General features: G+C 72.3%; 25 protein-coding genes. 8 read left to right on the top strand and 17 right to left on the bottom strand.

What is annotated here, in order from left to right; all coding sequences use genetic code 11:
- Nucleotides 1-15 precede the first annotated feature (15 nt).
- The 11 genes from nuoF to mqnC form a co-directional block, all read right to left on the bottom strand.
- Nucleotides 16-1,332 carry an NADH-quinone oxidoreductase subunit NuoF gene (gene nuoF, locus ABT023_RS09215; protein WP_350883390.1) on the bottom strand — a complete coding sequence of 439 codons (1,317 nt, stop codon included), beginning with the start codon at nt 1,330-1,332 and terminating at the stop codon, nt 16-18.
- Nucleotides 1,329-2,522 (bottom strand): NADH-quinone oxidoreductase subunit NuoE, encoded by a 1,194-nt coding sequence (gene nuoE / locus ABT023_RS09220; RefSeq protein WP_350883392.1) that lies wholly within the window; start codon nt 2,520-2,522, stop codon nt 1,329-1,331. The genes nuoF and nuoE overlap by 4 nt, the downstream gene beginning before the upstream one ends.
- Nucleotides 2,519-3,844, bottom strand: coding sequence for an NADH-quinone oxidoreductase subunit D (locus tag ABT023_RS09225; RefSeq protein ID WP_350883394.1), 1,326 nt, complete (start codon nt 3,842-3,844; stop codon nt 2,519-2,521). The genes nuoE and ABT023_RS09225 overlap by 4 nt, the downstream gene beginning before the upstream one ends.
- Nucleotides 3,841-4,569, bottom strand: a complete 729-nt coding sequence (locus ABT023_RS09230) for an NADH-quinone oxidoreductase subunit C (RefSeq protein WP_350883396.1) — start codon at nt 4,567-4,569, stop codon at nt 3,841-3,843. The genes ABT023_RS09225 and ABT023_RS09230 overlap by 4 nt, the downstream gene beginning before the upstream one ends.
- On the bottom strand, nt 4,566-5,243 hold the full coding sequence (locus ABT023_RS09235) for a NuoB/complex I 20 kDa subunit family protein (RefSeq protein WP_350883398.1): 678 nt from the start codon (nt 5,241-5,243) through the stop codon (nt 4,566-4,568). The genes ABT023_RS09230 and ABT023_RS09235 overlap by 4 nt, the downstream gene beginning before the upstream one ends.
- Before the next feature lie 13 nt (nt 5,244-5,256).
- Nucleotides 5,257-5,622 (bottom strand): NADH-quinone oxidoreductase subunit A, encoded by a 366-nt coding sequence (locus tag ABT023_RS09240; protein WP_091593239.1) that lies wholly within the window; start codon nt 5,620-5,622, stop codon nt 5,257-5,259.
- Nucleotides 5,623-5,801: 179 nt separating this feature from the next.
- Nucleotides 5,802-7,079, bottom strand: a complete 1,278-nt coding sequence (locus ABT023_RS09245; RefSeq protein ID WP_350883400.1) for a geranylgeranyl reductase family protein — start codon at nt 7,077-7,079, stop codon at nt 5,802-5,804.
- Nucleotides 7,080-7,212: 133 nt separating this feature from the next.
- Entirely contained in the window at nt 7,213-7,437 is a 225-nt protein-coding gene (locus ABT023_RS09250) for a DUF2267 domain-containing protein (RefSeq protein ID WP_350883402.1), read from the bottom strand.
- A 68-nt stretch (nt 7,438-7,505) separates the two neighbouring features.
- Nucleotides 7,506-8,216, bottom strand: a complete 711-nt coding sequence (locus ABT023_RS09255) for a demethylmenaquinone methyltransferase (protein ID WP_350883404.1) — start codon at nt 8,214-8,216, stop codon at nt 7,506-7,508.
- Between the two features lie 127 nt (nt 8,217-8,343).
- Complete coding sequence (locus ABT023_RS09260; RefSeq protein ID WP_350883406.1) at nt 8,344-9,576, bottom strand: LPXTG cell wall anchor domain-containing protein; 1,233 nt, start codon at nt 9,574-9,576, stop codon at nt 8,344-8,346.
- A 385-nt stretch (nt 9,577-9,961) separates the two neighbouring features.
- Entirely contained in the window at nt 9,962-11,152 is a 1,191-nt protein-coding gene (gene mqnC, locus ABT023_RS09265) for a cyclic dehypoxanthinyl futalosine synthase (protein ID WP_350883408.1), read from the bottom strand.
- Between the two features lie 131 nt (nt 11,153-11,283).
- On the opposite strand from mqnC, the gene ABT023_RS09270 reads away from it, so the two are divergent.
- The 4 genes from ABT023_RS09270 to ABT023_RS09285 are packed head-to-tail and all read left to right on the top strand — an operon-like array spanning nt 11,284 to nt 13,830.
- Nucleotides 11,284-11,451 carry a hypothetical protein gene (locus tag ABT023_RS09270; protein ID WP_350883411.1) on the top strand — a complete coding sequence of 56 codons (168 nt, stop codon included), beginning with the start codon at nt 11,284-11,286 and terminating at the stop codon, nt 11,449-11,451.
- The gene (locus ABT023_RS09275) at nt 11,451-12,218 is read left to right on the top strand and encodes a peptidoglycan recognition protein family protein (RefSeq protein WP_350883413.1); all 768 of its coding nucleotides are present in this window, start codon (nt 11,451-11,453) and stop codon (nt 12,216-12,218) included. Before ABT023_RS09270 ends, ABT023_RS09275 begins: the two co-directional genes overlap by 1 nt.
- A gap of 8 nt (nt 12,219-12,226) precedes the next feature.
- A complete protein-coding gene (locus ABT023_RS29075; protein ID WP_502890625.1) occupies nt 12,227-12,952 on the top strand; it encodes a hypothetical protein in 726 nt (241 codons plus the stop codon).
- 38 nt (nt 12,953-12,990) lie between these two features.
- Nucleotides 12,991-13,830: an ATP-grasp domain-containing protein gene (locus ABT023_RS09285; RefSeq protein ID WP_350883415.1), complete on the top strand. Its 840-nt coding sequence runs from the start codon at nt 12,991-12,993 to the stop codon at nt 13,828-13,830.
- A gap of 192 nt (nt 13,831-14,022) precedes the next feature.
- Here the strand turns inward: ABT023_RS09285 and paaE are convergent, their stop codons facing one another.
- From paaE to paaA, 5 genes are read right to left on the bottom strand one after another with little or no spacing between them, the layout of a single operon-like run.
- Nucleotides 14,023-15,132 carry a 1,2-phenylacetyl-CoA epoxidase subunit PaaE gene (gene paaE, locus ABT023_RS09290; protein WP_350883417.1) on the bottom strand — a complete coding sequence of 370 codons (1,110 nt, stop codon included), beginning with the start codon at nt 15,130-15,132 and terminating at the stop codon, nt 14,023-14,025.
- The gene (gene paaD / locus ABT023_RS09295; protein WP_350883419.1) at nt 15,129-15,605 is read right to left on the bottom strand and encodes a 1,2-phenylacetyl-CoA epoxidase subunit PaaD; all 477 of its coding nucleotides are present in this window, start codon (nt 15,603-15,605) and stop codon (nt 15,129-15,131) included. Before paaD ends, paaE begins: the two co-directional genes overlap by 4 nt.
- Nucleotides 15,599-16,324, bottom strand: coding sequence for a 1,2-phenylacetyl-CoA epoxidase subunit PaaC (gene paaC / locus ABT023_RS09300; RefSeq protein WP_350883421.1), 726 nt, complete (start codon nt 16,322-16,324; stop codon nt 15,599-15,601). Before paaC ends, paaD begins: the two co-directional genes overlap by 7 nt.
- A complete protein-coding gene (paaB, locus tag ABT023_RS09305) occupies nt 16,321-16,605 on the bottom strand; it encodes a 1,2-phenylacetyl-CoA epoxidase subunit PaaB (protein ID WP_350883423.1) in 285 nt (94 codons plus the stop codon). The genes paaC and paaB overlap by 4 nt, the downstream gene beginning before the upstream one ends.
- Nucleotides 16,602-17,669, bottom strand: coding sequence for a 1,2-phenylacetyl-CoA epoxidase subunit PaaA (gene paaA / locus ABT023_RS09310; RefSeq protein WP_350883425.1), 1,068 nt, complete (start codon nt 17,667-17,669; stop codon nt 16,602-16,604). The genes paaB and paaA overlap by 4 nt, the downstream gene beginning before the upstream one ends.
- A gap of 371 nt (nt 17,670-18,040) precedes the next feature.
- Here paaA and ABT023_RS09315 point away from each other — a divergent pair, with 371 nt between their 5' ends.
- Nucleotides 18,041-18,991, top strand: coding sequence for a serine hydrolase (locus ABT023_RS09315; protein ID WP_350883427.1), 951 nt, complete (start codon nt 18,041-18,043; stop codon nt 18,989-18,991).
- Nucleotides 18,991-19,935, top strand: coding sequence for a serine hydrolase (locus ABT023_RS09320; RefSeq protein WP_350883429.1), 945 nt, complete (start codon nt 18,991-18,993; stop codon nt 19,933-19,935). The genes ABT023_RS09315 and ABT023_RS09320 overlap by 1 nt, the downstream gene beginning before the upstream one ends.
- 43 nt (nt 19,936-19,978) lie before the next feature.
- Here the strand turns inward: ABT023_RS09320 and ABT023_RS09325 are convergent, their stop codons facing one another.
- On the bottom strand, nt 19,979-20,830 hold the full coding sequence (locus ABT023_RS09325; RefSeq protein ID WP_350883431.1) for a menaquinone biosynthetic enzyme MqnA/MqnD family protein: 852 nt from the start codon (nt 20,828-20,830) through the stop codon (nt 19,979-19,981).
- A gap of 288 nt (nt 20,831-21,118) precedes the next feature.
- Between ABT023_RS09325 and ABT023_RS09330 the strand changes: the two genes are divergently transcribed.
- Both ABT023_RS09330 and ABT023_RS09335 read left to right on the top strand, forming a co-directional pair.
- Nucleotides 21,119-23,131 (top strand): HelD family protein, encoded by a 2,013-nt coding sequence (locus ABT023_RS09330; RefSeq protein ID WP_350883433.1) that lies wholly within the window; start codon nt 21,119-21,121, stop codon nt 23,129-23,131.
- 330 nt (nt 23,132-23,461) lie between these two features.
- Nucleotides 23,462-24,226: a VOC family protein gene (locus ABT023_RS09335; protein WP_350883435.1), complete on the top strand. Its 765-nt coding sequence runs from the start codon at nt 23,462-23,464 to the stop codon at nt 24,224-24,226.
- Nucleotides 24,227-24,253: the final 27 nt, after the last annotated feature.

Raw genomic sequence — 24,253 nt, forward strand, 5'->3', positions numbered from 1 at the left:
CTCCTCGCGCTCGCATCAGTGCGCTCCCACCAGCTGCTTGTCCGACAGCTTCGGCGCGATACGTCCCTCGATGTAGTCGAGGTAGTCCTGCTTGAAGTACTTCAGCGACGAGGTCACCGAACTGGTCGCACCGTCACCCAGGCCGCAGAACGAGCGGCCGAGGATGTTGTCGCAGGTGTCCAGCAGGGTGTCCAGGTCCTCGTGGGTGCCCTGGCCGGCGAGGATCCGCCGGTAGACCCGGACCATCCAGTAGTTGCCCTCGCGGCACGGGGTGCACTTGCCGCACGACTCGTGGTGGTAGAACTCCAGCCACCGGTACGTCGCGTACACCGGGCAGTCCTGGTCGGAGAAGATCTGGGTGGCCGTGGTGCCCAGGATCGAGCCGGCCGCCGCCACCCCCTCGAAGTCCAGCGGCACGTCCAGGTGCTCGGCGGTGAGCAGCGGGGTGGACGAGCCGCCCGGGGTCCAGAACCGCAGGTTGTGCCCCGGCTGCATCCCGCCGGCCAGCTCCAGGAGCTCGCGCAGCGTGACGCCCATCGTGCACTCGTACTGGCCCGGTTCGGCGACCCGGCCGGAGAGCGAGTAGATCATCGGCCCGGCGGACTTCTCCGTGCCCATGGACTTCCACCAGTCGGCCCCGCCCAGCACGATGTACGGCACGCTGGCGATGGTGCCGACGTTGTTGACCACCGTGGGGCTGGCGTACAGGCCGTGGGTCGCCGGAAACGGCGGGCGCAGCCGGGGCTGGCCCCGGAACCCTTCCAGCGAGTCCAGCAGCGCCGTCTCCTCGCCGCAGATGTACGCCCCGGCACCCGAGTGCACCACCAGCTCCAGGTCGAACCCGGAGCCGAGTATGTTCTTGCCGAGGTAGCCCTTGGCGTACGCCTCCCGTACGGCGTTGCGCAGCCGGCGGGCGGCGTGCACCGCCTCGCCGCGGATGTAGATGTAGGCCCGGCTGGCCCGGATCGCGTACGACCCGATGATCACGCCCTCGACCAGCGAGTGCGGGTCGTGGGTCATCAGCGGCAGGTCCTTGCAGGTGCCCGGCTCGCCCTCGTCGGCGTTCACCACCAGGTAGTGCGGCTTGCCGTCGCCCTGCGGGATGAACCCCCACTTCAGGCCGGTCGGGAAGCCCGCGCCGCCGCGACCGCGCAGCCCGGAGTCCTTGACGAGCTGGATCAGGTCGTCCGGGTGGGCCTTGAGCGCCTTGCGCAGGGCGGCGTAGCCGTCCAGCCTCTCGTACGTGCCGATCCGCCAGGCGTCCGGCGACAGCCAGCGCTTGGTGAGCACGGGGGTGAGCTTGGCCAGGGTCTCCGGCCGAGGAGTGGTCACTTCTTGGTTCCCCCTTCGCTCGCGACTGTGCGGGTCTCAGCCCACGACTGCGGGGCTCGCTCCGCTCGCTCCTCGCGCGCGACCGCGCTGTTCTCAGCCCGCGACTGCGGGGCTCGCTCCGCTCGCTCCTCGCGCGGGCGATCGGGGCTCGCAAGCCCACTCCCCGCACCCGCGGACGCCGCCGCCTCCTTGAGCGAGCGCTCCTGCGCGCCGGCCTCGTCGCCGGCGGGCTTGCCGTCACCGGCCGGCGTGTTCGCGGCGACGCCGGCGGCCTCGGCCTCCCGCGCGTCGCGCGGTGCCGGGGGCGTCGGGTCGGCCGGAAGCTTGGTGCCGGGCGCGTCCGGCACGGCCGTCCGGGCGTCCGGCTGCCGGGTCTCCGCGGCCCGCACCTCGGGCGACTTGGCGTCCGGCGCCTTCACGTCGGGAGCGGTGCTGCCGGTCGCCGTGGTGGCGGGGGCCGGCTTCGCCTGCTCCGCGGCCTTCGCCCTCGCCGCGGCGGCGTCCGCCTCCGCCTTGCTGCGGATCGGCGTGTTCGGGTCGTAGCCCGGCACCGAGATGCCGTGCTGCTCGGCCAGCCGCAGGCCGCGCAGGGTGGGCTCGCCCGGGCCGCCGTCGGCGACCGCGCCCTCGCGCTCGTCGGCGAAGCCGGCGAGCTGCACCGCCATCTCCTTCAGCGTGCAGAGCCGCGCGCCCCGGGTCGGCATCGGCCGGCCGCCGGAACGCAGCTCCTCGACCACCCCGAGGGCGGTCTGCGGGTCGACGCCGTCGAAGAAGTCGTAGTTGACGGTCATCACCGGGCCGTAGTCGCAGGCCGCCAGGCACTCGGCGTGCTCCAGGGTGACCTTGCCGTCAGCGGTGGTCTCGTCGTGGCCGACGCCGAGGTGCTCGGCCAGGGTGTCGTAGACCTCCTGGCCGCCGAGCACGTTGCACATCGTGTTGGTGCAGACGCTGACCAGGTAGTCGCCGGTCGGCTTGCGCTTGTACATCGTGTAGAAGGTGGCCACCGCGCCGACCTGGGCCTTGTTCAGGCCGAGCACGTCGGCGCAGAACTCGACGCCGGCCGGGGAGACGTACCCCTCCTCCGACTGCACCAGGTGCAGCAGCGGCAGCAGCGCCGAGCGGGCCCGGTCGGCCGGGTACCGGGCGACGATCTCCCGCGCCCGCTCACGAGTCGTTTCGGTGAAGCTCATCGGTCACATCCACCCATCACGGGGTCCAGCGAGGCGCCGCCGGCGATCACGTCGGCGATCAGGCCGCCCTCGGACATCGCCGGGAGGGCCTGGAGGTTGACGAAGCTCGGCTCCCGGTAGTGCACCCGGTACGGGCGGGTGCCACCGTCGGAGACGGCATGCACGCCCAGCTCGCCGCGGGGCGACTCGATGCCGACGTACACCTGGCCCGGCGGCACCCGGAAGCCCTCGGTGACCAGCTTGAAGTGGTGGATCAGCGACTCCATCGACTGACCCATGATCTTCGCGACGTGCTCCAGCGAGTTGCCCATGCCGTCGACGCCGATGGCGAGCTGCGCCGGCCAGGCGATCTTGCGGTCGGCGACCATCACCGGGCCCGGCTTCAACCGGCCCACCGCCTGCTCGACGAGCTTGAGCGACTCCCGGATCTCGGCGAGCCGGACCAGGTAGCGGCCCCAGACGTCGCCGTCGGTGTGGGTCGGCACGTCGAACTCGTACGTCTCGTAGCCGCAGTACGGCATGGTCTTGCGCAGGTCCCAGGCGAGGCCGGCGGAGCGGAGCACCGGGCCGGTGACGCCCAGCGCGAGGCAGCCGGTCGCGTCGAGCACCGCGACGTTCGTGGTGCGCTCGATCCAGATCGGCTGGCCGGAGAGGAGATCCTCGTACTCCTTGAGCCTCTTCGGCATCATCTTGAGGAACCTGTGGATCTTGGCGATCGCCTCGTCCGGCACGTCCTGCGCCACGCCGCCCGGCCGGACGTACGCGTGGTTCATCCGCAGCCCGGTGATGCTCTCGAAGATGTCGAGGATGTACTCCCGCTCGCGGAAGCCGTACAGCATCATGTTAATCGCGCCCAGCTCCATGGCCGTGGTGGCCACCCAGACCAGGTGCGAGGCGATCCGGTTCAGCTCCATCATCAGGACCCGGATCGTGGTGGCCCGCTCGGTGATGTCGTCGGTGATGCCGAGCAGCTTCTCCACCGCGAGGCTGTACGCCGTCTCGTTGAACAGCGGCGCGAGGTAGTCCATCCGGGTCACGAAGGTCGTGCCCTGCACCCAGTTGCGGTATTCCAGGTTCTTCTCGATGCCGGTGTGCAGGTACCCGATGACCGACCGCGCCTCGCGGACGGTCTCGCCCTCCAGCTCCAGGATCAGCCGGAGCACGCCGTGGGTGGACGGGTGCTGCGGACCCATGTTCACGACGATCCGCTCGTCGTTGATCGGGTCCGTGCCGGAGACGATCTGGTCCCAGTCCCCACCGGTGACGGTGAAGACCCGGCCCTCGGTGGTCTCGCGCTCGGTCGCGTAGTTCGACGTCGTCACTGGTACGACCTCCGTCGGTCCGGCGGCGGGATCTCCGCGCCCTTGTACTCGACGGGGACGCCGCCGAGCGGATAGTCCTTGCGCTGGGGGTGCCCCTCCCAGTCGTCCGGCATGAGGATCCGGGTCAGGTTGGGGTGGCCGTCGAAGATGATGCCGAACATGTCGTACGCCTCCCGCTCCTGCCAGTCGGCGGTCGGGTAGACGCTGGTGACGCTCGGCAGGTGCGGGTCCTCGGCGGACACCGCAGCCTCCAGCCGCACCCGGCGGCGGTACGTCATCGAGGTGAGCTGGTAGACCACGTGCAGCCGGCGCTCGTGCGCACCGAGGTAGTCCACCCCGGACACCGAGGAGCACAGCTCGAAGCGCAGCGCGAGGTCGTCCCGCATCACCTGGCAGACCTCGGCGATCCGCTCCGGGCGGACGTGCAGGGTCAGCTCGCCCCGGTCGACCACGATCCTCTCGATCGCGTCGCCGAACGCCGGGTATGCCTCCTCCAGCGCGTCGCGGACCTCGTCGAAGTAGCCCCCGTACGGCCGGGGGGTCTCCTCGACCGGCTGGCGCGGGCGGACCAGGCCACCGAAGCCGGAGACGTCGCCCGAGCCGTGGATGCCGAACATGCCGCGCCCGGCCGGGCCGGCCGGCGGGTGCTCGGCGGGCGCGCCGCTGCTGGCCCCGGCCGGCGTCACCGGCACCGGCAGGCCGCCGGTGTTCGAAGCTGCGCTCACTTGATGCCCCCGTGCGGGTGGAGGTGGTTCTCGGCCTTCATCCAGTTCTCGATCCGCAGCTGCTCCTCGCGCCCCTCGCGGACCGCCTTGGTCCACTCGGCGCGGCGGGCCTTGTCGCTGCGGTACGACGACGGCATCGAGCCGTACGGGACGACCGGCAGGTCGCCGCGCTCCCGGCGGGCCTCCAGCATCTTGCGGCCGTTCGGGCCCAGCGGCTCGTGCATGACCTTCTCGCGGAGCTTGAGAATCGCGTCGATGAGCATCTCCGGCCGGGGCGGGCAGCCCGGGAGGTACATGTCGACGGGCACGATGTGGTCGACACCCTGCACGATGGCGTAGTTGTTGAACATGCCGCCGCTGCTGGCGCAGACGCCCATCGAGAGCACCCAGCGGGGCTCGGCCATCTGGTCGTAGATCTGGCGCAGGACCGGTGCCATCTTCTGGCTCACCCGGCCGGCCACGATCATCAGGTCCGCCTGCCGGGGCGAGGCGCGGAACACCTCCATGCCCCAGCGGCCCAGGTCGTAGTGCGGGCCACCGGCGGCCATCATCTCGATGGCGCAGCAGGCCAGGCCGAAGGTGGCGCCCCAGAAGGACGTCTTCCGCGACCAGTTGACCAGCGACTCCACGGAGGTGAGCAGAACGCCCGCGGGAAGCTTCTCCTCGATACCCATCTGCGTGTCTCCCTCAGTCCCAGTCCAGGCCGCCGCGCCGCCACACGTAGGCGTATGCGACGAAGACCGCGACGATGAACAGGACCATCTCCACGAAGCCGAAGATCGGCAGGGCGTCGAACGAGACCGCCCAGGGGTAGAGGAAGATGATCTCGATGTCGAAGACGATGAAGAGCATCGCCGTCAGGTAGAACTTGATCGGGAACCGGCCGCCCCCGACGGGCTGCGGGCTGGGCTCGATGCCGCACTCGTACGCCTCGAGTTTGGCCTTGTTGTACCGGCGCGGGCCGGCGAAGCGGGCGGCGGCCACGGAGAACAGCGCGAACGCCGCGGCGAGGGCGAACAGCCCGATGATGGGTGCGTAAGGCGAGAGCGTCATTGTGGTCTCCTGCTCGTCCTTCCCTGCCCTCGGCGGTGGTTGGCCAAAATCACACTATTCACGTCCCTCACGACGGCTGTCGGCGGGGTCGATCCCTGTCCGGCCTGCGGTCCTCGTCGACCGCCCGGCCGGAGCCCCGCACTCGTCGGCGACCTGCGGGCTCACGCGCACTCCTCGCGCTACACGGCTGGCGCCGCCTTCGTCATCGCGTTGATGACCCGGTCCATCGCGTCCCCGCCGCGCGGGTCGGTCAGGTTGGCCAGCAGCTTGAGCACGAACCGCATGAGGGCTGGATGCGGCATGCCGTGCTTGGTGGCCATCCGCATGATCTCCGGACGGCCGATCAGCTTCACGAAGATCCCGCCGAGCCGGTAGTAGCCGCCGAACCGGGCCTTCAGTTCCTGCGGGTACGCCATCAGCGCCCGCTCCCGCTCGGCGCCCGCCGGCCGGGCGAGGGCCTGCACCGCGATCTCCGCGGCCAGCTCTCCGGACTCCATCGCGTACGCGATGCCCTCGCCGTTGAACGGGTTGACCATGCCGCCGGAGTCGCCGACCAGCATGACGCCGCGGGTGTAGTGCGGCACGCGGTTGAAGCCCATCGGCAGCGCCGCGCCGAGGATCGGCCCCTCGGCGTTCGCCTCGTCGGTCATCCCCCAGTCCTCGGGGGTGTTGGCCAGCCAGTCGGTGAGCAGCCGCCGGTAGTTGGTCTTGCCGAAAGCGGTCGAGGAGTTGAGCACGCCGAGGCCGACGTTGACCCGCCCGTCGCCGAGACCGAAGATCCAGCCGTACCCGGGGAGCAGGTTGTCGCCGCTGGCCTTGCTGCGCAGCTCCAGCCACGACTCCAGGTAGTCGTCGTCGTGCTTGGCCGGCGAGCGGTAGTACCGCCGGACGGCCACCCCGATCGGCCGGTCCTCCCGCTTGGCCAGCCCGAGGGCGAGCGGGAATCGGCCGGAGACGCCGTCCGCGGCGACCACCAGCGGGGCGCGGAAGGTGGCGGGCTCCTTGTCCTGGCCGACCTCGGCCTCCACCCCGACCACCCGGTTGTCGGCGTCGAGCACCGGACCGACCACGTTGACGTTGGTGCGCAGCTTCGCCCCGGCCGAGACGGCACGCTGGGCGAGCAGGTCGTCGAAGTCGAGCCGGGTGCGGACCAGGCCGTAGTTGGGGAAGCTGGCCAGGTCCGGCCAGTCCAGCTCCAGGCGGACGCCACCGCCGATCACCCGCAGGCCCCGGTTGTGCAGCCAGCCCGCCTCGGGCGAGGTGTCCACGCCCATCCGGATGAGCTGCCGGACCGCGCGCGGGGTCAGCCCGTCGCCGCAGACCTTCTCCCGGGGGAACTCGGTCTTCTCCAGCAGCAGCACCCGCACACCGTGCTGCGCCAGGTGGTACGCCGTCGCCGAGCCACCAGGACCGGCGCCCACGACGATCACGTCGGCGTCGTTCTCCACCGCGGTCATCTGCGCCTCCTCCCGAGTGCTCGTGAAATCCTTCACAAGCCAGTCGGGTGGAGTCTATGACCGGCGTTACGCCCCTGCCGGGTTAGGTGGCCCTAACTTGCCGAGGTGGGAGCCGCCGGGATCCACAAAGGGGTCAAAGCGGCGCGGAGGTGGGCTCGTCCAGACCCGCATCGACCCGGATGGCCTCCGGCAGGTGGTCACGCAGGGCGCCGCCGGCCGCGCGGTCCAGGGCCGCCAGCACCTCCGCCACCACCTGACGGACGTCGGCCGGGTCGGCCCCCGCCAACTCCCTGAGCTGGGCGACGAGTTCTGCGGCGTCCTCGCTCGGCGTCGCGCGCGCCGGCTCTGCTCCCGTCACGGAGCAAGCCTATCGGGCAAAGTGGACTATTTCCGCGCATTAGGTAAACGCGACACGACCGGCACGACTCAGTCGCGAACCGCACGGTGCAGGGCGACCACGCCGCCGGTGAGGTTGCGCCAGGCCACCCCGCCCCAGCCGGCCGCGCCGATCCGCGCCGCCAGAGCCGGCTGGTCCGGCCAGGCCCGGATCGACTCGGCGAGGTAGACGTACGCGTCCGGGTTGCTGGACACCGTGCGGGCCACCCCCGGCAGGAAACGCATCAGGGCGGACAGGTAGACCGTGCGGAACGCCGGGTTGACCGGGGTGCTGAACTCGCAGACCACCAGCCGGCCGCCGGGCCGGGTGACCCGGGCCAGCTCACGCAGGGCCGCGTCGGTCTCCGACACGTTGCGCAGCGCGAAGGAGATGGTCACCGCGTCGAAGCTGGCGTCCGCGAAGGGCAGCCGCAGCGCGTCCCCGGCCAGCAGCGGCACCATGGGGCGGGACCGCTTGCCGGCGTGCAGCATGCCGAGAGAGAGGTCAGCGCCGACCGCGTACGCGCCGGACTGGGCCAGTTCCTCGGTCGAGACGCCGGTGCCCGCGCCGACGTCCAGCACCCGGTCGCCGGGGCCGAGCCCGAGTGCCGCCCGGGTGGCCCGCCGCCAGAACCGGTCCTGCCCGAAGGAGAGGACGGTGTTGGTCAGGTCGTAGCGGGCGGCCACGCCGTCGAACATCGCGGCGACCTCGTGCGGCTGCTTGTCCAGGCCGGCGCGCTGGCCCTGCGGGGTAAGGCTCACCCCTCCACTCTGCCAGCCGACGCCCCACCCACCGATGCCGGGGCGGCGCGCGGCGGGGGTACGCGGACGGGCGGGGTGGTCACCCACCCCGCCCGTCCCGGCGCGTCGCGTCAGTCGTTCCCGACGGTCAGCTGTTCGACCTCTCGTCCCCCGGGGTCACCAGCAGCACCCGGCGGCGGCGGGAGAGCACCAGCAGCGCCCCTCCGGCCAGCAGCACGGCGCCGCCGATGCCACCGATCAGCCCGGCCTGCACGCCGGTCACCGGGAGCCCGCCGCCGCCACCGCCGGTGCCCGGCGAGGTGGTCGCACTCGGCTCGGCGGACGGGCCCGGGGTCGGGGTGCCGGTCGGGGTGGGGGTGGGGGTCGGGGTGGGCTGGGCGGACAGGTCCACGAAGACGTCGAAGACGGCCTGGTTGTCGACCTCGTCCGTCTCGGTGAAGGCGCGACGCTGGGCCGCCGAGGCGACCTGCGGCTCCGACTCGGGAGCGCCCTGCGCCTCGTCCAGCCCGTACGCGAAGAGTTCACCGATGCGCAGCACCGGCTGGTCGGCGTCGTCGGCGACCTTCACCCGCACGTCGTCGGTGTAGTACTCGCCCGGCCGGATCACCGCGCCGGCGTCCTCGCAGAACGCCTGGGCCGGGCCGTCGGTCTCCTGCTCGACGCAGTTCTCGGGCAGCTTCGCGAAGCTGACCTTGGCCGGCAGCGTGATGGCGTAGAAGACGCCGGTCGCCCGGCGGCTGCCGTCGTTGTAGATCGCCCAGTCCAGCGGGGCGGTCGCGCCGCGCGGGATCGGCTTCAGGTCCGGCTCGTTGCTCTGCGCGCCGTCGACCACCACGTTGGCGTACCCGTCCTGCACCCAGGAGGTGAGGTCGTAGCCGGGCCGGGTGACGGTGATGTCGACGGTCTCGCTGTTGTCGTCCGTGTCCGGGTCGGCGGTCGACGAGGCGACCGTCACCTTCAGCGCGCCGCCCTTGCCCCGGCCGCCGGTGCTGAACAGCGGGATGCCGAAGTCCTCGCTGGTGCCGCCGGCCAGGTCGCCGAGCAGGCAGGTGAAGGCGGTGCCGGAGACCTCGCAGCCGTCGGGGACCACGAAGCCGACCCGCTTGGTCAGGCCCTTCGTCTCCACGGTGACCCGGACGTCGCGGGCCGCGACCGAGCTGCGGGTGTTGTCGACGGTGAACTTGAACGGCTTGGCCTTGGCCGCCTCGACGCCCCTGGCCAGGTTCTGGCTGAGCGGGACCAGCGCCAGGTCGGCCTGGTCGGCCGCCTGGGCCGGGGCCGCCACGGTGGCCAGGCCGCCGGCGGCCAGCAGCGCCACGGCGCCGACACGGGCCAGGGCCGAACGGTGGAACGAGGTCATTGATCCCCCGGGGTTAGGGAAGAAGGAGGAGGTTTTTTTGCGGAGCCGGGCGGACGTTATCCCAGGTAGATCGAATGCGCCAGGAGCCGGCACGGCAATTCATCCGTCCGGCCCCACCCGTCAAGACGGTGGGGGCGGGATGGTCGACCATCCCGCCCCCACCGCCGTGCTCTATGTGAACGGTCCCCACGGACCGATGGAGGACTGGGCCTCGGACCACGTCGCGGGGGACGTTAGCGACCCGCGTTGGCCTGCGCGACCCTTTCGGACGACGAGACGCACACCAGGTCCGACAGGCCGAGCAGAACTGTCCGGACCGCCGATCGGCTCACCGGCCGACCGGCCAGCGAGCACTCGCCCAGCGTGTCCGCCGGTGCGCGGTGGGTCAGTTGACCTCGACCAGCGGCAGCGGCCGGCCCGCCCCGCCGCCCGGCATGGCGATCGACGAGAAGTGCGAGACCACCCGGTCGTCGGTCGGGTCGTCGGCCGGGGTGCGGTGCACCGCGAGCCGGCGGTAGAGGGTGTCCCGCTGGGCCGGGATGCGGTCGGCCGAGCGGATCATGCCGATCAGCTCGTGCAGGTTGGAGCGGTGCCGGGCACCGGCCGAGGAGATGACGTTCTCCTCCAGCATGATCGAGCCGAGGTCGTCCACCCCCATGTGCAGGGCGAGCTGGCCGACGTCCTTGCCGGTGGTCAGCCAGGACGCCTGGAGGTGCGGGACGGTCTCGAAGAACAGCCGGGCCACCGCGACCAGCCGCAGGTACTCCAGCGTGGTGGCCTGCGTGCGGCCCTTGAGGTGGTTGTTCTCCGGCTGGTACGTCCACGGGATGAACGCCCGGAACCCGCCGGTGCGGTCCTGCACGTCACGGATCATCCGCAGGTGCTCGATCCGCTCGGTGTTGGTCTCGCCGGTGCCCATCATCATCGTCGCGGTCGACTCCAGGCCCTGCCGGTGGGCCAGCTCCATGACCTCCAGCCAGCGCGCGCCGGACTCCTTGAGCGGCGCGATGGCCTTGCGCGGCCGGTCCGGCAGCATCTCGGCGCCGGCGCCGGCGATCGAGTCCAGCCCGGCCACCTTGATCCGGGCGATGGCCTCGTCGAGGCCGACGCCGGAGACCTTGGCCATGTGCAGGATCTCGCTCGGCCCGATCGAGTGGATGGCGAGCTGCGGGTACGCCTTCTTCACCGAGGAGAACAGCTCCTCGTAGTACTCCACCCCGTAGTCGGGGTGGTGGCCGCCCTGGAGCATGACCTGGGTGGCACCCAGCTCGACCGCCTCGCCGCAGCGGCGCAGGATCTCCTCGGTCGGGTGGGTCCACCCCTCCTTGTGCTTGGGGGCGCGGTAGAAGGCGCAGAACTTGCACGCCGTCACGCAGACGTTCGTGTAGTTGATGTTGCGGTCGATCAGGTACGTGACGATGTCGTCGGGGTAGCGCCGCCGACGCACCGCGTCGGCCGCCTCGCCGAGGGCGTGGAAGGGCGCCTCGGTGTAGATCAGCAGGGCCTCCTCGGGCGTGATCCGCCCGCCGTCCGCGCCGCGCTGCAGGATGTCGTCGATCTCCCGGCTCACACTCACGCCCCCGAGCCTACGTCGCCCCGCCCCCGGCCGGCCGGACCGGACTCCTGTCGACCACGACACAGCCTGCCCCGGGCAGCCGCAAGCGCGGGGGACTTACCGGGGATAAATCGATCAATTAGCATGCGTGAATGATCACGGACCCGACTCCCCCCGCCCCTCGCCCACTGCCCCGCCGGGCGCTGCTCGGCCTCGTACCCATCGCGGCCACCGCGCTGGCCCTGGTAACGGTGAGCCAGCCGGCACAGGCGGCGACGACCCCGACCCCGGAGTGTCTCGCCGACCTGATCACGGCCTGATGGCCACCATCCCCTGGCTCGCCGACGTGCTCCGCGGCGCCGGCGTCACCGTGGTCGAACACGGCAACTGGCTCGGCCGGGTCGCCGGCAGCTCGTTCGCCCCGATCGGCGTGCTCTGGCACCACACCGCGGCCACCTCCAGCGCCGCCAACCCGCACCCCGCCCTGAACATCTGCATCAACGGCCGGTCCGACCTGCCCGGCCCGCTCTGTCAGGCGCTGGTCGACTACAACGGCGTCTTCCACGTCATCTCGGGCGGGCGGGCCAACCACGCCGGCGTCAGCCGGGGCAGCGGCCCCATCCCGGCCGGCGACGGCAACACCCTGATGGTCGGTTGGGAGATCGACTACAACGGGGTCAACCAGGCCATGACCAACGCCCAGTACTCGGCCTCGGTGCTCGCGACCGCCGCCGTGCTGCGCCGGCTCGGCCGGGATGCCAGCTACGCCCGGGGCCACCGGGAGACCAGCACCAGCGGCAAGATCGACCCCTCCTTCATCGACCTCGACTCGATGCGCGCCGACGTGGCCCGCCAGCTCGCCGGCAACCCACCCCTCGACCTCACGGAGAACGACATGAGGCTGATCCAGTCCACCAACCGGGGCATCGCCCTGGTCGGCCCCGGCTACTTCCGCCAGCTCAGCAACAACGAGGAGGTGACGGCCGCCGTCGCGCTGGTCGGCAACCCCCTGATCGGCAACGACCGCCAGTTCGACCTCTGGCGCAGCATCGCCTACGACGGCCAGGTCAAGGCCCCGTCGGCCTGACACCGACGATGAACACATACTCCCGCCGCCAGGCGCTCGCCCTGGCATCCGGCGGAGCCGCCCTGGTCGCCACTGGCGTCGGGCTGTCCCAGGCGGCCTCCGGCGAGCCTGCCCAGGCCGCCTGCTCGTCGATCCCACCGAACGCCGACGACGCCGTCCTGACCGCCGTCTACCAGGTCGCCACCGGGCTGTCGGTCAACGATCGGGTGCTGCTCGCCGGCTTCGAGGCCGGCTGGGTGGAGTCGCGGATGAACAACCTGCCCTGTGGCGACTCCGACTCGCTGGGCGTGTTCCAGCAGCGTCCCTCCCAGGGCTGGGGCACCCCCGCGCAGATCATGAACGTGGCGTACGCGGCCAACTCGTTCTTCGTCCGGGCCGTCCCGCTGGCCGCCGCCAATCCCGGCTGGTCGGCCGGGCGGGTGGCGCAGGGCGTGCAGCGCTCCGCCTTCCCGGACCGCTACGACGCCGCGCAGGCCACCGCGCAGGCGCTCATCGCCCGGGCCCGCGGGCTGACCCCACCCCCGTTCGACCTCTGGAAGGACGACATGAGGCTGATCCAGTCACCCGGCCGGGGCATCGCCCTGGTCGGTGCCGGCTACTTCCGCCAGCTCCGCAACGACGAGGAGGTGCACGCCGCCGTCGCGCTGGTCGGCAACCCCCTGGTCGGCAACGACCGCCAGTTCGACCTCTGGCGCAGCATCGCCTTCGACGGCCAGGTCAAGGCCCCGAGCTGACGACCGCGCGGGTGGCGGGGCCCGGGAAGGATGGCGGGATGCTGTTGCTCGTACCCGCCGACCCGCTCCGGCCCCGCCGGCCGGAACCGCACTTCGCGCCGGAGGCGACGGCCGCCCGGGAGGCTGGCGTGCCGGTCACGGTCGTCGACCACGACGCGCTCGCCCGGGGCGACGCCGACGCCGCCCTGCGACAACTGCCCGAGGAGACCGAGGCGGTCTACCGCGGCTGGATGCTCCGCTCCGAGCGGTACGCCGCCTTCGCGGACGCGCTGGCCACGCGGGGCGTCACGCTGCGTACCGGCGCCGAGCAGTACCGGCGGGCGCACGAACTGCCCGGCTGGTACCCGGAGCTGAGGTCCGTGACGCCGGCCACGACGTGGACCGTGGGGGACGGGCGGGACGCGTTCGACCGGGCCCGCACCACGCTGGGCAGCGGCCCGGCCGTGCTCCGCGACTACTGCAAGTCGATGAAGCGCCACTGGGACGAGGCGGCCTTCATACCCGATCTGGCCGACCCCGAGGCCGCCTGGGCGGTGGCCCGCCGGTTCCGGCAGCTCCGCGAGGACGACTTCGTGGGCGGTTTCGTGCTGCGCCGCTTCGAGCTGTTCACCTCGGCGGAGGTGCGGACCTGGTGGCGGGACGGCCGGTGCGTGCTGGTCGGCCCACACCCGGACACCCCGGACCGACCCCCCACCGTCAACCCCGACCTGACCACCGTCACGCCGCTGGTGGCCGGCCTGGGACTGCCCTTCGTCACGGTCGACCTGGCGCTGCGCGACGACGGGGTGTGGCGGGTGATCGAGCTGGGGGACGGCCAGGTGAGCGACCGGCCCACCACCGTCGACCCGGCACGCCTGCTCACCCCGCTGCTGGCCTAGCTTGCGATGCAGACCTACCAGCCCACCTGGTTGCGGCCTCACGACCCGGCGGACTCGCCCAGTCCGATCCCGTCGGTGATCGCCCGCTTCGGCCAGTACAAGCGCGCGGAGCGGCCGTCACTCACGAAGCGGAGCGGGAGGCTTCCCGCTACACCCACGTCCGCCACGGCGACTGATCGGCCCTGCGTGCCGTCAGGCGTCGTAGTCGACCGTGAGGGTGTCGGTGGTCGGGCTGGACTGGCAGGTCAGGACGTATCCGGCGGCCACCTCGTCCGGCTCCAGCGCGTAGTTGCGGGCCATCGTCACCTCGCCGTCGACGACCTTCGCCCGGCACGTCGAGCAGACCCCGCCCTTGCACGCGTACGGCAGCTCGCCGCGCACCCGCAGCGCCGCGTCGAGCACCCGCTCCTCACGGCCCATCGTGAAGGACGACGACCGGCCGTCGAGCACGATCGTCACCTCCGCCCCGGCGGCGGGACGGTCGGCCGGGCGGCGCGGCGGCGCGGGGGCCTCGGCGACGTGGAACAGCTCCGTGTGCACCGCCGACTCCGGCACGCCGCGCTCCGCCAGCACCGCCTTCGCGTCGACCACCATCCCGTACGGGCCACAGAGGAACCACTCCTCGATCGCGTCGCCCGGCACGATGGTCTCCAGCAGCCAACCCAGCCGCCCGGTGTCGATCCGGCCCGACAGCAGCGGCGACTCGCCCCGCTCGCGGGAGAGCACATGCACCAGGTGCAGCCGGGTCGGGTACCGGTCCTTCAGGTCCGCCAACTCCTCGGCGAACATCACCGAGTTCGCCGAGCGGTTGCCGTACACCAGGGTGAAGGTGCTGGCCGGCTCGACGGCCAGGGCGGTGGCGACCAGCGCGAGCACCGGGGTGATGCCGGAGCCGGCGACCACCGCGCCGTAGCGGCGGGCCCGGTCCGGCGCGAACGCCGTGGTGAAGTGCCCGAGCGGGGGCAGCACCTCGACGGTGTCACCACCGCGCAGGGCACCGCAGGCGTACGCGGAGAACGCGCCGCCGGGGATCTCCCGCACCCCGATCCGCAGCCGGCCGTGCCGGGCCAGGTCGTCGGGTGTCGAGCAGATCGAGTACGACCGCCGCACGTCCTCGCCGTCCTCCGCGACGCGCCGCACGGTGAGGTGCTGGCCGGCGCGGAACGCGAAGGTCTCCCGAAGCTCCTCGGGCACGGCGAAGGTGACCGCCACGGCGTCGGCGGTGAGCCGGTCGACGGCGGCGACGGGCAGCGGGTGGAAGGCCGGCCGGCGACGGACGGGGCGGGTGATCGTGACAGTCACAGCGCCTTCAGGTGGTCGAAGGGTTCGGAGCAGGAACGGCAGCGCCAGAGCGCCTTGCACGCGGTGGAGCCGAACCGGCTGATCTGCTCGGTCTCCGGGGAGCCGCAGCGCGGGCAGCGGACGGCGAGGGTCAGCGGCACGACCGGACCGGACCGGACCGGGGCCGGCGGTGCGATGCCCGCGTCGGCGAGCTTCGCCCGACCGGTATCGGAGATCCAGTCGGTGCTCCACGCCGGGCTGTAGACGGTGCGGACCTCGGCGTCGGGGTGGCCGGCGGCGACGAGCGCCCGGCGGATGTCGGCGCGGATCACGTCCATCGCCGGGCAGCCGGTGTAGGTGGGGGTGATGGTCACGGCCACCCGGCCGGTGGCCGGGTCCTCGTCGACCGCCCGCAGGATGCCGAGCTCGTCGATGGTGATCACCCGGATCTCCGGGTCCAGCACCGCCGCCACGGCCTCCCTCGGACTCACCACTGTGCCCCCGGGTGGGCGCGGTGCAGCACCTGCATCTCGGTGAGCAGGTACGACAGGTGCTCGGTGTGCAGGCCGTCCCGTCCGCCGGCCGGTGCCCAGCCGTCCGCCGGCCGGGACAGCGTGGCCTCGGCGAGCACCGGGTCCACGGCGGCGTCGAACTCGGCGCGCAGGGTGGTCGGGTCGACCGGCGCGCCCGGGAACGGCGCGAACAGCTCGTGGACGTACGGCCAGACCTGGTCGACGGCGGCCTGCATCCGGCGGTGCGACTCGGCGGTGCCGTCGCCGAGCCGCCGCACCCAGAGCGAGGCGTGGTCGAGGTGGTACGCGGACTCCTTGCGCGCCTTCGCCCCGATCGCGGCGAGCCGCTCGTCGGCGCAGCCGGCCAGCGCGGCGTACAACGGGAGCTGGTACGCCGACAGGAAGAACAGCTTCGCCACGGTCACCGCGAAGTCGCCGTTGGGCAGCTCGACCAGCAGGCAGTTGCGGAACTCCCGGTCGTCGCGCAGGTACGCCAGCGCGTCCTCGTCCCGGCCGGCGCTCTCCAGTTCGCCCGCGTACGTGAGCAGCAGCCGGGCCGCGCCGAGCTGGTCGAGGGCGACGTTGGCCAGCGCGATGTCCTCCTCCATCTCGGGGGCGTGGGTGGTCCACTCCCCGAGCCGCTGCGCGGCGACCAGCGCGTCGTCGCCGAGGGCGAGGGCGAAGTCGAAGGGGCCGTTCACAGGTGGGCCACCCCGTCCGGGACCTCGTAGAAGGTGGGGTGGCGGTAGACCTTGTCGGCCGCCGGGTCGAAGAAGGCGTCCTTCTCGTCCGGGCTGGACGCGGTGATCGCACCGGCCGGCACCACCCAGATGGAGACGCCCTCCTGGCGGCGGGTGTACAGGTCCCGGGCGTTGTGCAGGGCCAGTTCGGCGTCGGGGGCGTGCAGGCTGCCGACGTGGGTGTGCGCCAGCCCGCGCCGGGCCCGCACGAACACCTCCCAGAGCGGGGACTGCTCGGTCATGCGGCTACCTTCTCCTTCTTCTCCGCCTGCTTCGCGGCGTACGCCGTGGCAGCCTCGCGCACCCAGGCACCGTCGGCGTGGGCGTGGCGACGGTGCTCCATCCGCTGCCGGTTGCACGGCCCCTGGCCCTTGATCACCCGCATCAGCTCGTCGTAGTCGGGCTGGGTGTAGTCGTACGCCTGCCGCTCGTCGTTCCAGCGCAGGGCGGGGTCGGGCAGGGTGAGGCCGAGGATCTCGGCCTGCTGCACGCACATGTCGACGAAGCGCTGCCGCAGCTCGTCGTTGGAGAACCGCTTGATCTTCCACGCCATCGACTGCGCGGAGTGGGTGGAGTCGCCGTCCGGCGGGCCGAACATGGCCAGCGACGGGTACCACCAGCGGTCGACCGCGTCCTGCGCCATCGCCTTCTGGTCGGGGGTGCCGTGGGCCAGGACGTGCAGGATCTCGTAGCCCTGCCGCTGGTGGAACGACTCCTCCTTGCAGACCCGGATCATCGCGCGGGCGTACGGCCCGTAGGAGCAGCGGCAGAGCGGGACCTGGTTGACGATCGCCGCGCCGTCCACCAGCCAGCCGACCACGCCCACGTCCGCCCAGGTCAGGGTCGGGTAGTTGAAGATCGAGCTGTACTTCTGCCGCCCGTCGAGGAGGAGCCGCACCAGCTCGTCCCGGCTGATGCCGAGGGTCTCCGCGGCGGCGTACAGGTAGAGGCCGTGCCCGGCCTCGTCCTGCACCTTGGCCAGCAGGATCGCCTTGCGCTTGAGCGAGGGCGCCCGGCTGATCCAGTTCCCCTCCGGCTGCATCCCGATGATCTCGGAGTGCGCGTGCTGGGCGATCTGCCGGATCAGCGTCTTCCGGTACGCCTCGGGCATCCAGTCACGGGGCTCGATCTTCTGGTCGGCGTCGATCACGTCGGCGAAGTACGCCTCCAGGTCGGTGTCCGGGCCGGGGGCGCCACCGCGCCGCCGGGCCGCCGCCTCCCGCAGCGCCGCCTCCGCCGCCTCCACCTCGCCGAGCAGGCTGCCGCCGGGCGCGTCGTCCGGGGCGGGGAAGTCGTTGCCATACATGACAGCAAGTGTTACAGCTCGCGACTTCTGACACCAGAGGGTGTCATAGGTTTCCGAGGACACCTTCCGTCACGAACAGTCACTTTCGGTGTCGGCGCAGGCCGGGTCGAGCTATGACATGGGTCACTGAACGAAGGTGAAAGCCACCAAGAACGGCAAAGCGGGCCATTATCCCGCCTTCATAGCAACCTGACAGGCGTCGGATCCTGGCGTCAGGGCCGTCCGGACGTAGACTTTGCCGGTCACACCGATCGGCTGCCGACGATTGCCAGCGCCAGACGGAGGCCGCTTCCCCCGGCCTCGGCGATCACGCCGACCCTTTCGGAAAACGACCGGGCCCCCCGGCCCTGACATCTGGAGCTCATCCACTCATGCGACCTCGCGTGGCCATGGTGCTCGCCGTCGTGGCGGTCCTCCTCGGCAGCGCCATGCTGGTTCCCGCCGCTTACGCCCGGCTCTCCGACGACGACACCGGCGGATCCGGCGGGGGCGCGGAGAGCGTGGCGGCCCCCGAGCCGACCGCCCCACCGCCGCCGACCCTGGCCGCCGGCCCGGTCTCGATGAACTTCTCCGGCGAGTTCTTCTCCTGGGCCCTGATGGACCGGACCACCGGCACCATCTCCGGCTCGAAGAACCTGGCCTCGACCAATTCGACCGAGTCGATGATCAAGTCCTGGTTCGCCGCCGACTACCTGCGGCAGCTCGGCGACAAGCCGCTGCCCGCCGAGCGAAGGAAGCAGATCACCACGGCGATCCGGGACAGCAACGACGACGCGGCCAACGCGCTGTACGCGGCAGTCGGCAAGGCCGCGACGATCAAGCGGATGGTCAGCACCTGTGGGCTGACCGACACCAAGTCCGGCAACGTGCCCGGCTACGTCGGCTGGTGGAGCTTCACCCGGATGTCCCCCCGTGACGCAGCCCGGCTCGGCGACTGCGTCGCCGACGGCACGGCCGCCGGCCCCAAGTGGACGTCTTACCTGCTGGACGAGATGAGCAAGGTCCGCGGCAGCGTCAAGGAGCAGAAGGCCCGCTCCGGCGGCGGCAAGTGGGGGATCCTCGACGGCCTGCCGGCCGAGATCAAGGCGCAGGGCCCGGTCAGTATCAAGAACGGCTGGACGCCGTTGAACTACGACGGGAACTGGCACGTCAACTGCCTCGCGGTCACCGAGAAGTGGAGCCTCGCCGTCATGCTGCGCTACCCACAGAAGAGCGGTCTGTCCTACGGCGCGAAGGTCTGCGCCGGCGTGGCGACCCAGTTGGTCACCCCGCAGCCGGGCGCCGCGCTCAAGGTGCCGCAGCAGCCGGTCGGGAAGCTCTGATGGCGGGCAGCCGCCGGGCCCACGGCGGGGACGCATCTCCGCTGCGGCTGATCGTGATCGCCGTCGTCCTGATCGGGCTCGTGCTGGTGTCGCTGCGGCTGATGCCCGGCTCCCCGCTGGCCTCGGCCGCCGCCGCCAAGTGGGGTGACCCGTCCGCCCCGGTCGACCGCGCGGCCACCGCCCCGCCGGACCGCAGCTCGCGCCCCAGCCCCACCACCAGCCCGTCGCCGTCGCTGGAGCCGCTGCCGTTCGCGGACAAGCAGATCGACCTCGACATCGAGGGCTGGTACGCCTGGAGCGTGCTGGACACCCGGACCGGGAAGATCATCGGCTCGAAGAACATGGACGAGACCAACACCACCGCGTCGCTGATCAAGGCCTGGATCGTCGCCGACTACCTGCGCCTGGCCGACAAGGCCGGGCAGACGCCGAGCGACGCGAAGCTCGCCGACGCCACCCGGATCATCCGGGACAGCGACAACACCCGGGCCGAGCAGTTCTACAACTCCGTCGGCCGGTCCGCGTCGATCAAGCGGCTGATCTCCATCTGCAAGACCACCGACAGCAGCGTGGCCGCCGACGGGGGCTGGAGCCGGACCGCCCTCTCCCCCCGGGACACCGCGCGACTCGGCGCGTGCATCTCCGACGGTCGCGCGGCCGGCCCGGAGTGGACGAAGTGGCTGATCAACGAGATGCGGCTCGTCCGGGGCGCCGGTGACTTCGGCATCCGCAAGGCGTTCCCGGAGGCGGAACGGAAGAAGATCGCCATCAAGAACGGCTGGATCGACCGGACCAAGGAGCAGGAGATGCACATCAACTGCCTGGCCATCGGCGACAACTGGACGATGGGCGTGATGGTCCGCTATCCGATCAACATGGGCTACGAGTACGGCATGAAGAACTGCCAGAAGATCACCGAGGCGGTACTGCGCTCGACCACCTGACGGCGGGCCCCTGAGGCCGGCCCGATCCGGGCCGGCCGCGCCGTCAGCCGGCGAAGAACTCCGGGCCGCCCTCGGGCAGGGGCGGGGCCTCGCCGATCTCGGCCGCCCGGCGGGCGAACTCCCGCAGCCCGGCCACCTGCCGCTCGCCGAGTGAGAAGTCCAGCGCCCGGAAGTACGTCGCCAGGGTCTCGGCGTCGAACGGCTCCCAGCGGGCGGCGGCCTCGGCCACCTGGTCAAGCTCCGCCAGGCAGAGGTCACGCGAGCGCAGGAACGCCTCGTGCACCTCCTTCACGAGGCCGGGATGGGCGGCGGCGAAGTCCCGGCGTACCGCCCAGACGGCGAAGACCATCGGCAGGCCGGTCCAGTCCCGCCAGGCCTGGCCGAGGTCGGTGACCTCAAGGCCGCGCCGGGGCGCCTCGTAGAGCGCCCGCAGCGCCACGTCGCCGATCAGCACCCCGGCGTCCGCCTCCAGCAGCATCTGGGTCAGGTCGGGCGGGCAGCGGAAGTACTCGGGGTGCACGCCGTACCGCTCGCCGAGCAGCAGCCGGGCCAGCAGCACGCCCGTGCGGGAGGTCGAGCCGAGCGCCACCCGACCGTGGTCCAGCTCGGCCAGCGGCCGGGTCGACACCACGTTGACCGAGAGCACCGGGCCGTCGCTGCCCACCGCGAGGCCGGGCAGCAGCAGCAGCTCGTCGGCGTGGCGCAGGTACTCGACGTGCGAGATCGGCCCGATGTCCAGGTCTCCGGCGACGAGCGCGGCGCTGAGCCGGTCCGGCGAGTCCTTGTGCAGGTCGACGTCGATCAGGGCACCGGAGCGCATCAGACCCCAGTAGATCGGCAGACAGTTCAGGAACTGGATGTGTCCGACCCGGGGGCGGGCGATGCGGTCAGCCATGCTGCGACCGTATCCCCGCGGCCCGTCCGAGGCTCAGCGGGCGGCTCCCGAAGTGGCCAATTCCGCATCCGGGCCCCGGAGACCGCCCCGCCTGTTGATCCGCATCGACCTTGGACGCCGCTTCGACGTGGCTGAGTATGTCCACGACGGGGCAGCGGGACGGGGCGTAGACTGGTCGCCCCCGCCGACGGCCGCGGTGTCGAACACCGCAGCGGACGTCCCCGCGCCGGCCTTTGTGCCGGAAACGCAAGCGGCAGCGTTTGTTTCCCGCGCCGAGGAGTACGTCGGATGACCCTGCACGCCCCCGTTTCACTCGACACCGAACTGACCGCCGAACGGGCCCACCTGGACGCGTCCCGCGCCGCGCTGGCCCGCATGCGCGGACGGACCGAGGCCCTCTTCGCCACCGGCCACAACGTCGCCGGGGACGCGTACACGGCCGAGATGCTGGGGCGCACCCTGTCCCGCCGCGTCGCCGAACTGGCCGACCAACCCGACACCCCGCTGTTCTTCGGCCGGCTCACGTTCGGCGACGAGGAACACCACGTCGGCCGCCGCCACGTCACCGACGACCTCGGCGAGCCCATGGTGCTGGACTGGCGGGCACCGGTGTCCCGGGCGTTCTACCGGGCCAGCGCCCGCGACCCGCAGGGCGTCACCGTGCGCCGCCGCTTCGGCTTCGACCGGGGCGCGCTCACCAGCTTCGAGGACGAGCGGCTGGACCGGGGCGAGGAGCTGGGCACGGCCAGCCGCATCCTCACCGCCGAGATCGAGCGCCCCCGCGTCGGGCCGATGCGGGACATCGTCGCCACCATCCAGCCGGAGCAGGACGAACTGGTCCGCGCCGACCTGGCCGACTCGATCTGCGTGCAGGGGGCGCCGGGCACCGGGAAGACGGCGGTCGGCCTGCACCGGGCGGCGTACCTGCTCTACCTGCACCGGGAACGGCTGCGCCGCTCCGGGGTGCTGATCGTGGGGCCGAACCGGGCGTTCCTGTCGTACATCGCGGCGGTGCTGCCGGCGCTCGGCGAGGTCGAGGTCGAGCAGGCGACCGTGGAGGACCTGATCGCCCGGGTGCCGGTGCGGGCGGTCGAGGACCCGGCGGTGGCGACCCTCAAGCACGATCCCCGGATGGCCGAGGTGCTGCGCCGGGCAGTCGAGTCGCGGATCGCCGCGCCGACCGAGCCGATCATGGTCTCTGACGGGTCGTTCCGCTGGCGGATCGGCCTCGACCCGCTGCACCGGCTGGTCGAGGAGACCCGCCGGGAGGGGCTGCCGTACGCCACCGGGCGGGAGCGGGTCCGGGCGCGGGTGGTCGGCCTGCTGCAACGCCAGGCCGAGGCCCGCCGGGCCGAGTCGCCGGGCGACGCCTGGCTGCGCCGGATGGGAAGGTGCCGCCCGGTCGCCGACTTCCTGGACGCGGCCTGGCCGGCGCTCACCCCGGAGGGGCTGGTGCACTCCCTGCTCGCCGACCCGGCGGCGCTCGCGGCGGCGGCCGACGGCGTGCTCACCGATGCCGAGCAGGCGCTGCTGACCTGGGCGAAACCGGCCCGCACCCCGAAGGCTGCGAAGTGGACGGCCGCCGACGCGGTGCTCGTCGACGAGGCCGCCGGGCTGCTGGAGCGCCCCGCCGGCTTCGGGCACGTGGTGGTCGACGAGGCGCAGGACCTGTCCCCCATGCAGTGCCGGGCCCTCGCCCGGCGCAGCGAGCACGGGTCGGTCACCCTGCTCGGCGACCTGGCGCAGGGCACCGCCCCGTGGGCCGCCCGCGACTGGCGGGATTCCCTGGCCCACCTGGGCAAGCCGGACGCGGTGGTGGTGCCGCTGAGCATCGGCTTCCGGGTCCCCGCCGCAGTGGTGGCGTTCGCCAACCGGCTGCTGCCGGCGCTGGAGGTGGACGTGCCCCCGGCGGAGTCGCTGCGCCGCGACGGCGCGCTGGACGTGCGTACGGTGGACGACCTGGCGGGGGCGACGGTGGCCGAGGTGCGGGCGGCGCTGACGCACGACGGCTCGGTCGGCGTGATCGCCGCCGACGACGCGGTGGCCGGGCTGCGCGCGGCGCTGGCCGGCGCGGGGATCGACACCGCGACCGCCGATGACGTGGAGACCGCCGCGCGGGTCACCGTCGTCCCCGCGACGCTGGTCAAGGGCCTGGAGTACGACCACGTGGTGGTCGTCGAGCCGGCCGCGATCGTGGCCGCCGAGCCGCGCGGCCTGCACCGGCTGTACGTGGTGCTCACCCGGGCGGTCTCCCGCCTCGCGGTGCTGCACACGGCTCCCCTTCCCGCCCCGCTGGGGTGAAGGAAGGGCGTCTTCAACGGTTGAACCGTCCAGCGCGATCGGCGACTACGACACCGGGCTGTGTCCCGCCGCCCGGCGGGCCGGCGCTGGTCCGCCCCCCTGCCTCGCTGACCACGCCGGGCCCGCTACAGCCTGGCCCGGTGGCGCGCGGGCAGCACACCACAGGGCGGCGGCAACCGTCCGGCGGCCAACTCGAAGGAGCCGCGCGGAGGCCGGACGGTCGACGCCACCCGGGGCAGTTCGTCCCAATTCCGCCCACCCGGCCCGGCTGCGGTGCCAGGATGCGGGCAGGGCGTGCCGCCGGGGCCGCCTCCTGCGAGAGGGGTCAGCGTGAGCACCGTCCCGCCGGGCACGCCGTGCTGGGCCGACCTGGCCACCCCGGACCTGGCGGGCGCGCGGCGCTTCTACCCGGAGCTGTTCGGCTGGACCGGCCGGATCGCCCCGCAGCCGGAGGCGGCCGGCTACACCACCTTCCTCTCCGACGGCCGGTCGGTGGCGGGCGCCGGGCCACCGGCCACCCCGGACCAGGTGCCGATCTGGTCGACGTACGTGGCCACCGACGACGCGGACCTGGTCACCACCCGGGTGGAGGCGGCCGGGGGGCAGGTGCTGGTCACCCCGTTCGACGTGTTCGACCAGGGCCGGATGGCAGTCTTCGCCGACCCGGCCGGCGCGGTGTTCAGCGTCTGGCAGCCGATGGCTCACCCAGGGGCGGAGCTGTTCAACGTCCCGGGGGCGATGAGCTGGAACGAGCTGGTCACCCCGGACCCGGAGGGCGCGAAGGTCTTCTACGAGCTGGTCTTCGGCTGGCATCCGGAGGAGCAGCCGACGGAACCCGTCACGTACACCGGGTGGCGGCTCGGCGGGCGGATCGTGGCCGGGATGATCCCGCCGTTGGGCGACGGCTTTCCGGCCGACCTGCCGGCGTACTGGACCGTCTACTTCGCCGTGGCGGACGCCGACGCCACCGCCGCCCGGGCCGCCGAGCTGGGCGGCACGATCCTGGTCCCGCCCCGCGACATCCCCCAGGGTCGGCTCGCCGCCCTCCGCGACCCGCAGGGCGCCCTCTTCTCCGTCATCGCCCTCGCCGACTGAGCCCGGCAACGCGGGGCCCGGCCGGCG

This window comes from Micromonospora sp. NPDC002296 (assembly GCF_040296145.1).
Taxonomy (GTDB): Bacteria; Actinomycetota; Actinomycetes; order Mycobacteriales; family Micromonosporaceae; genus Micromonospora.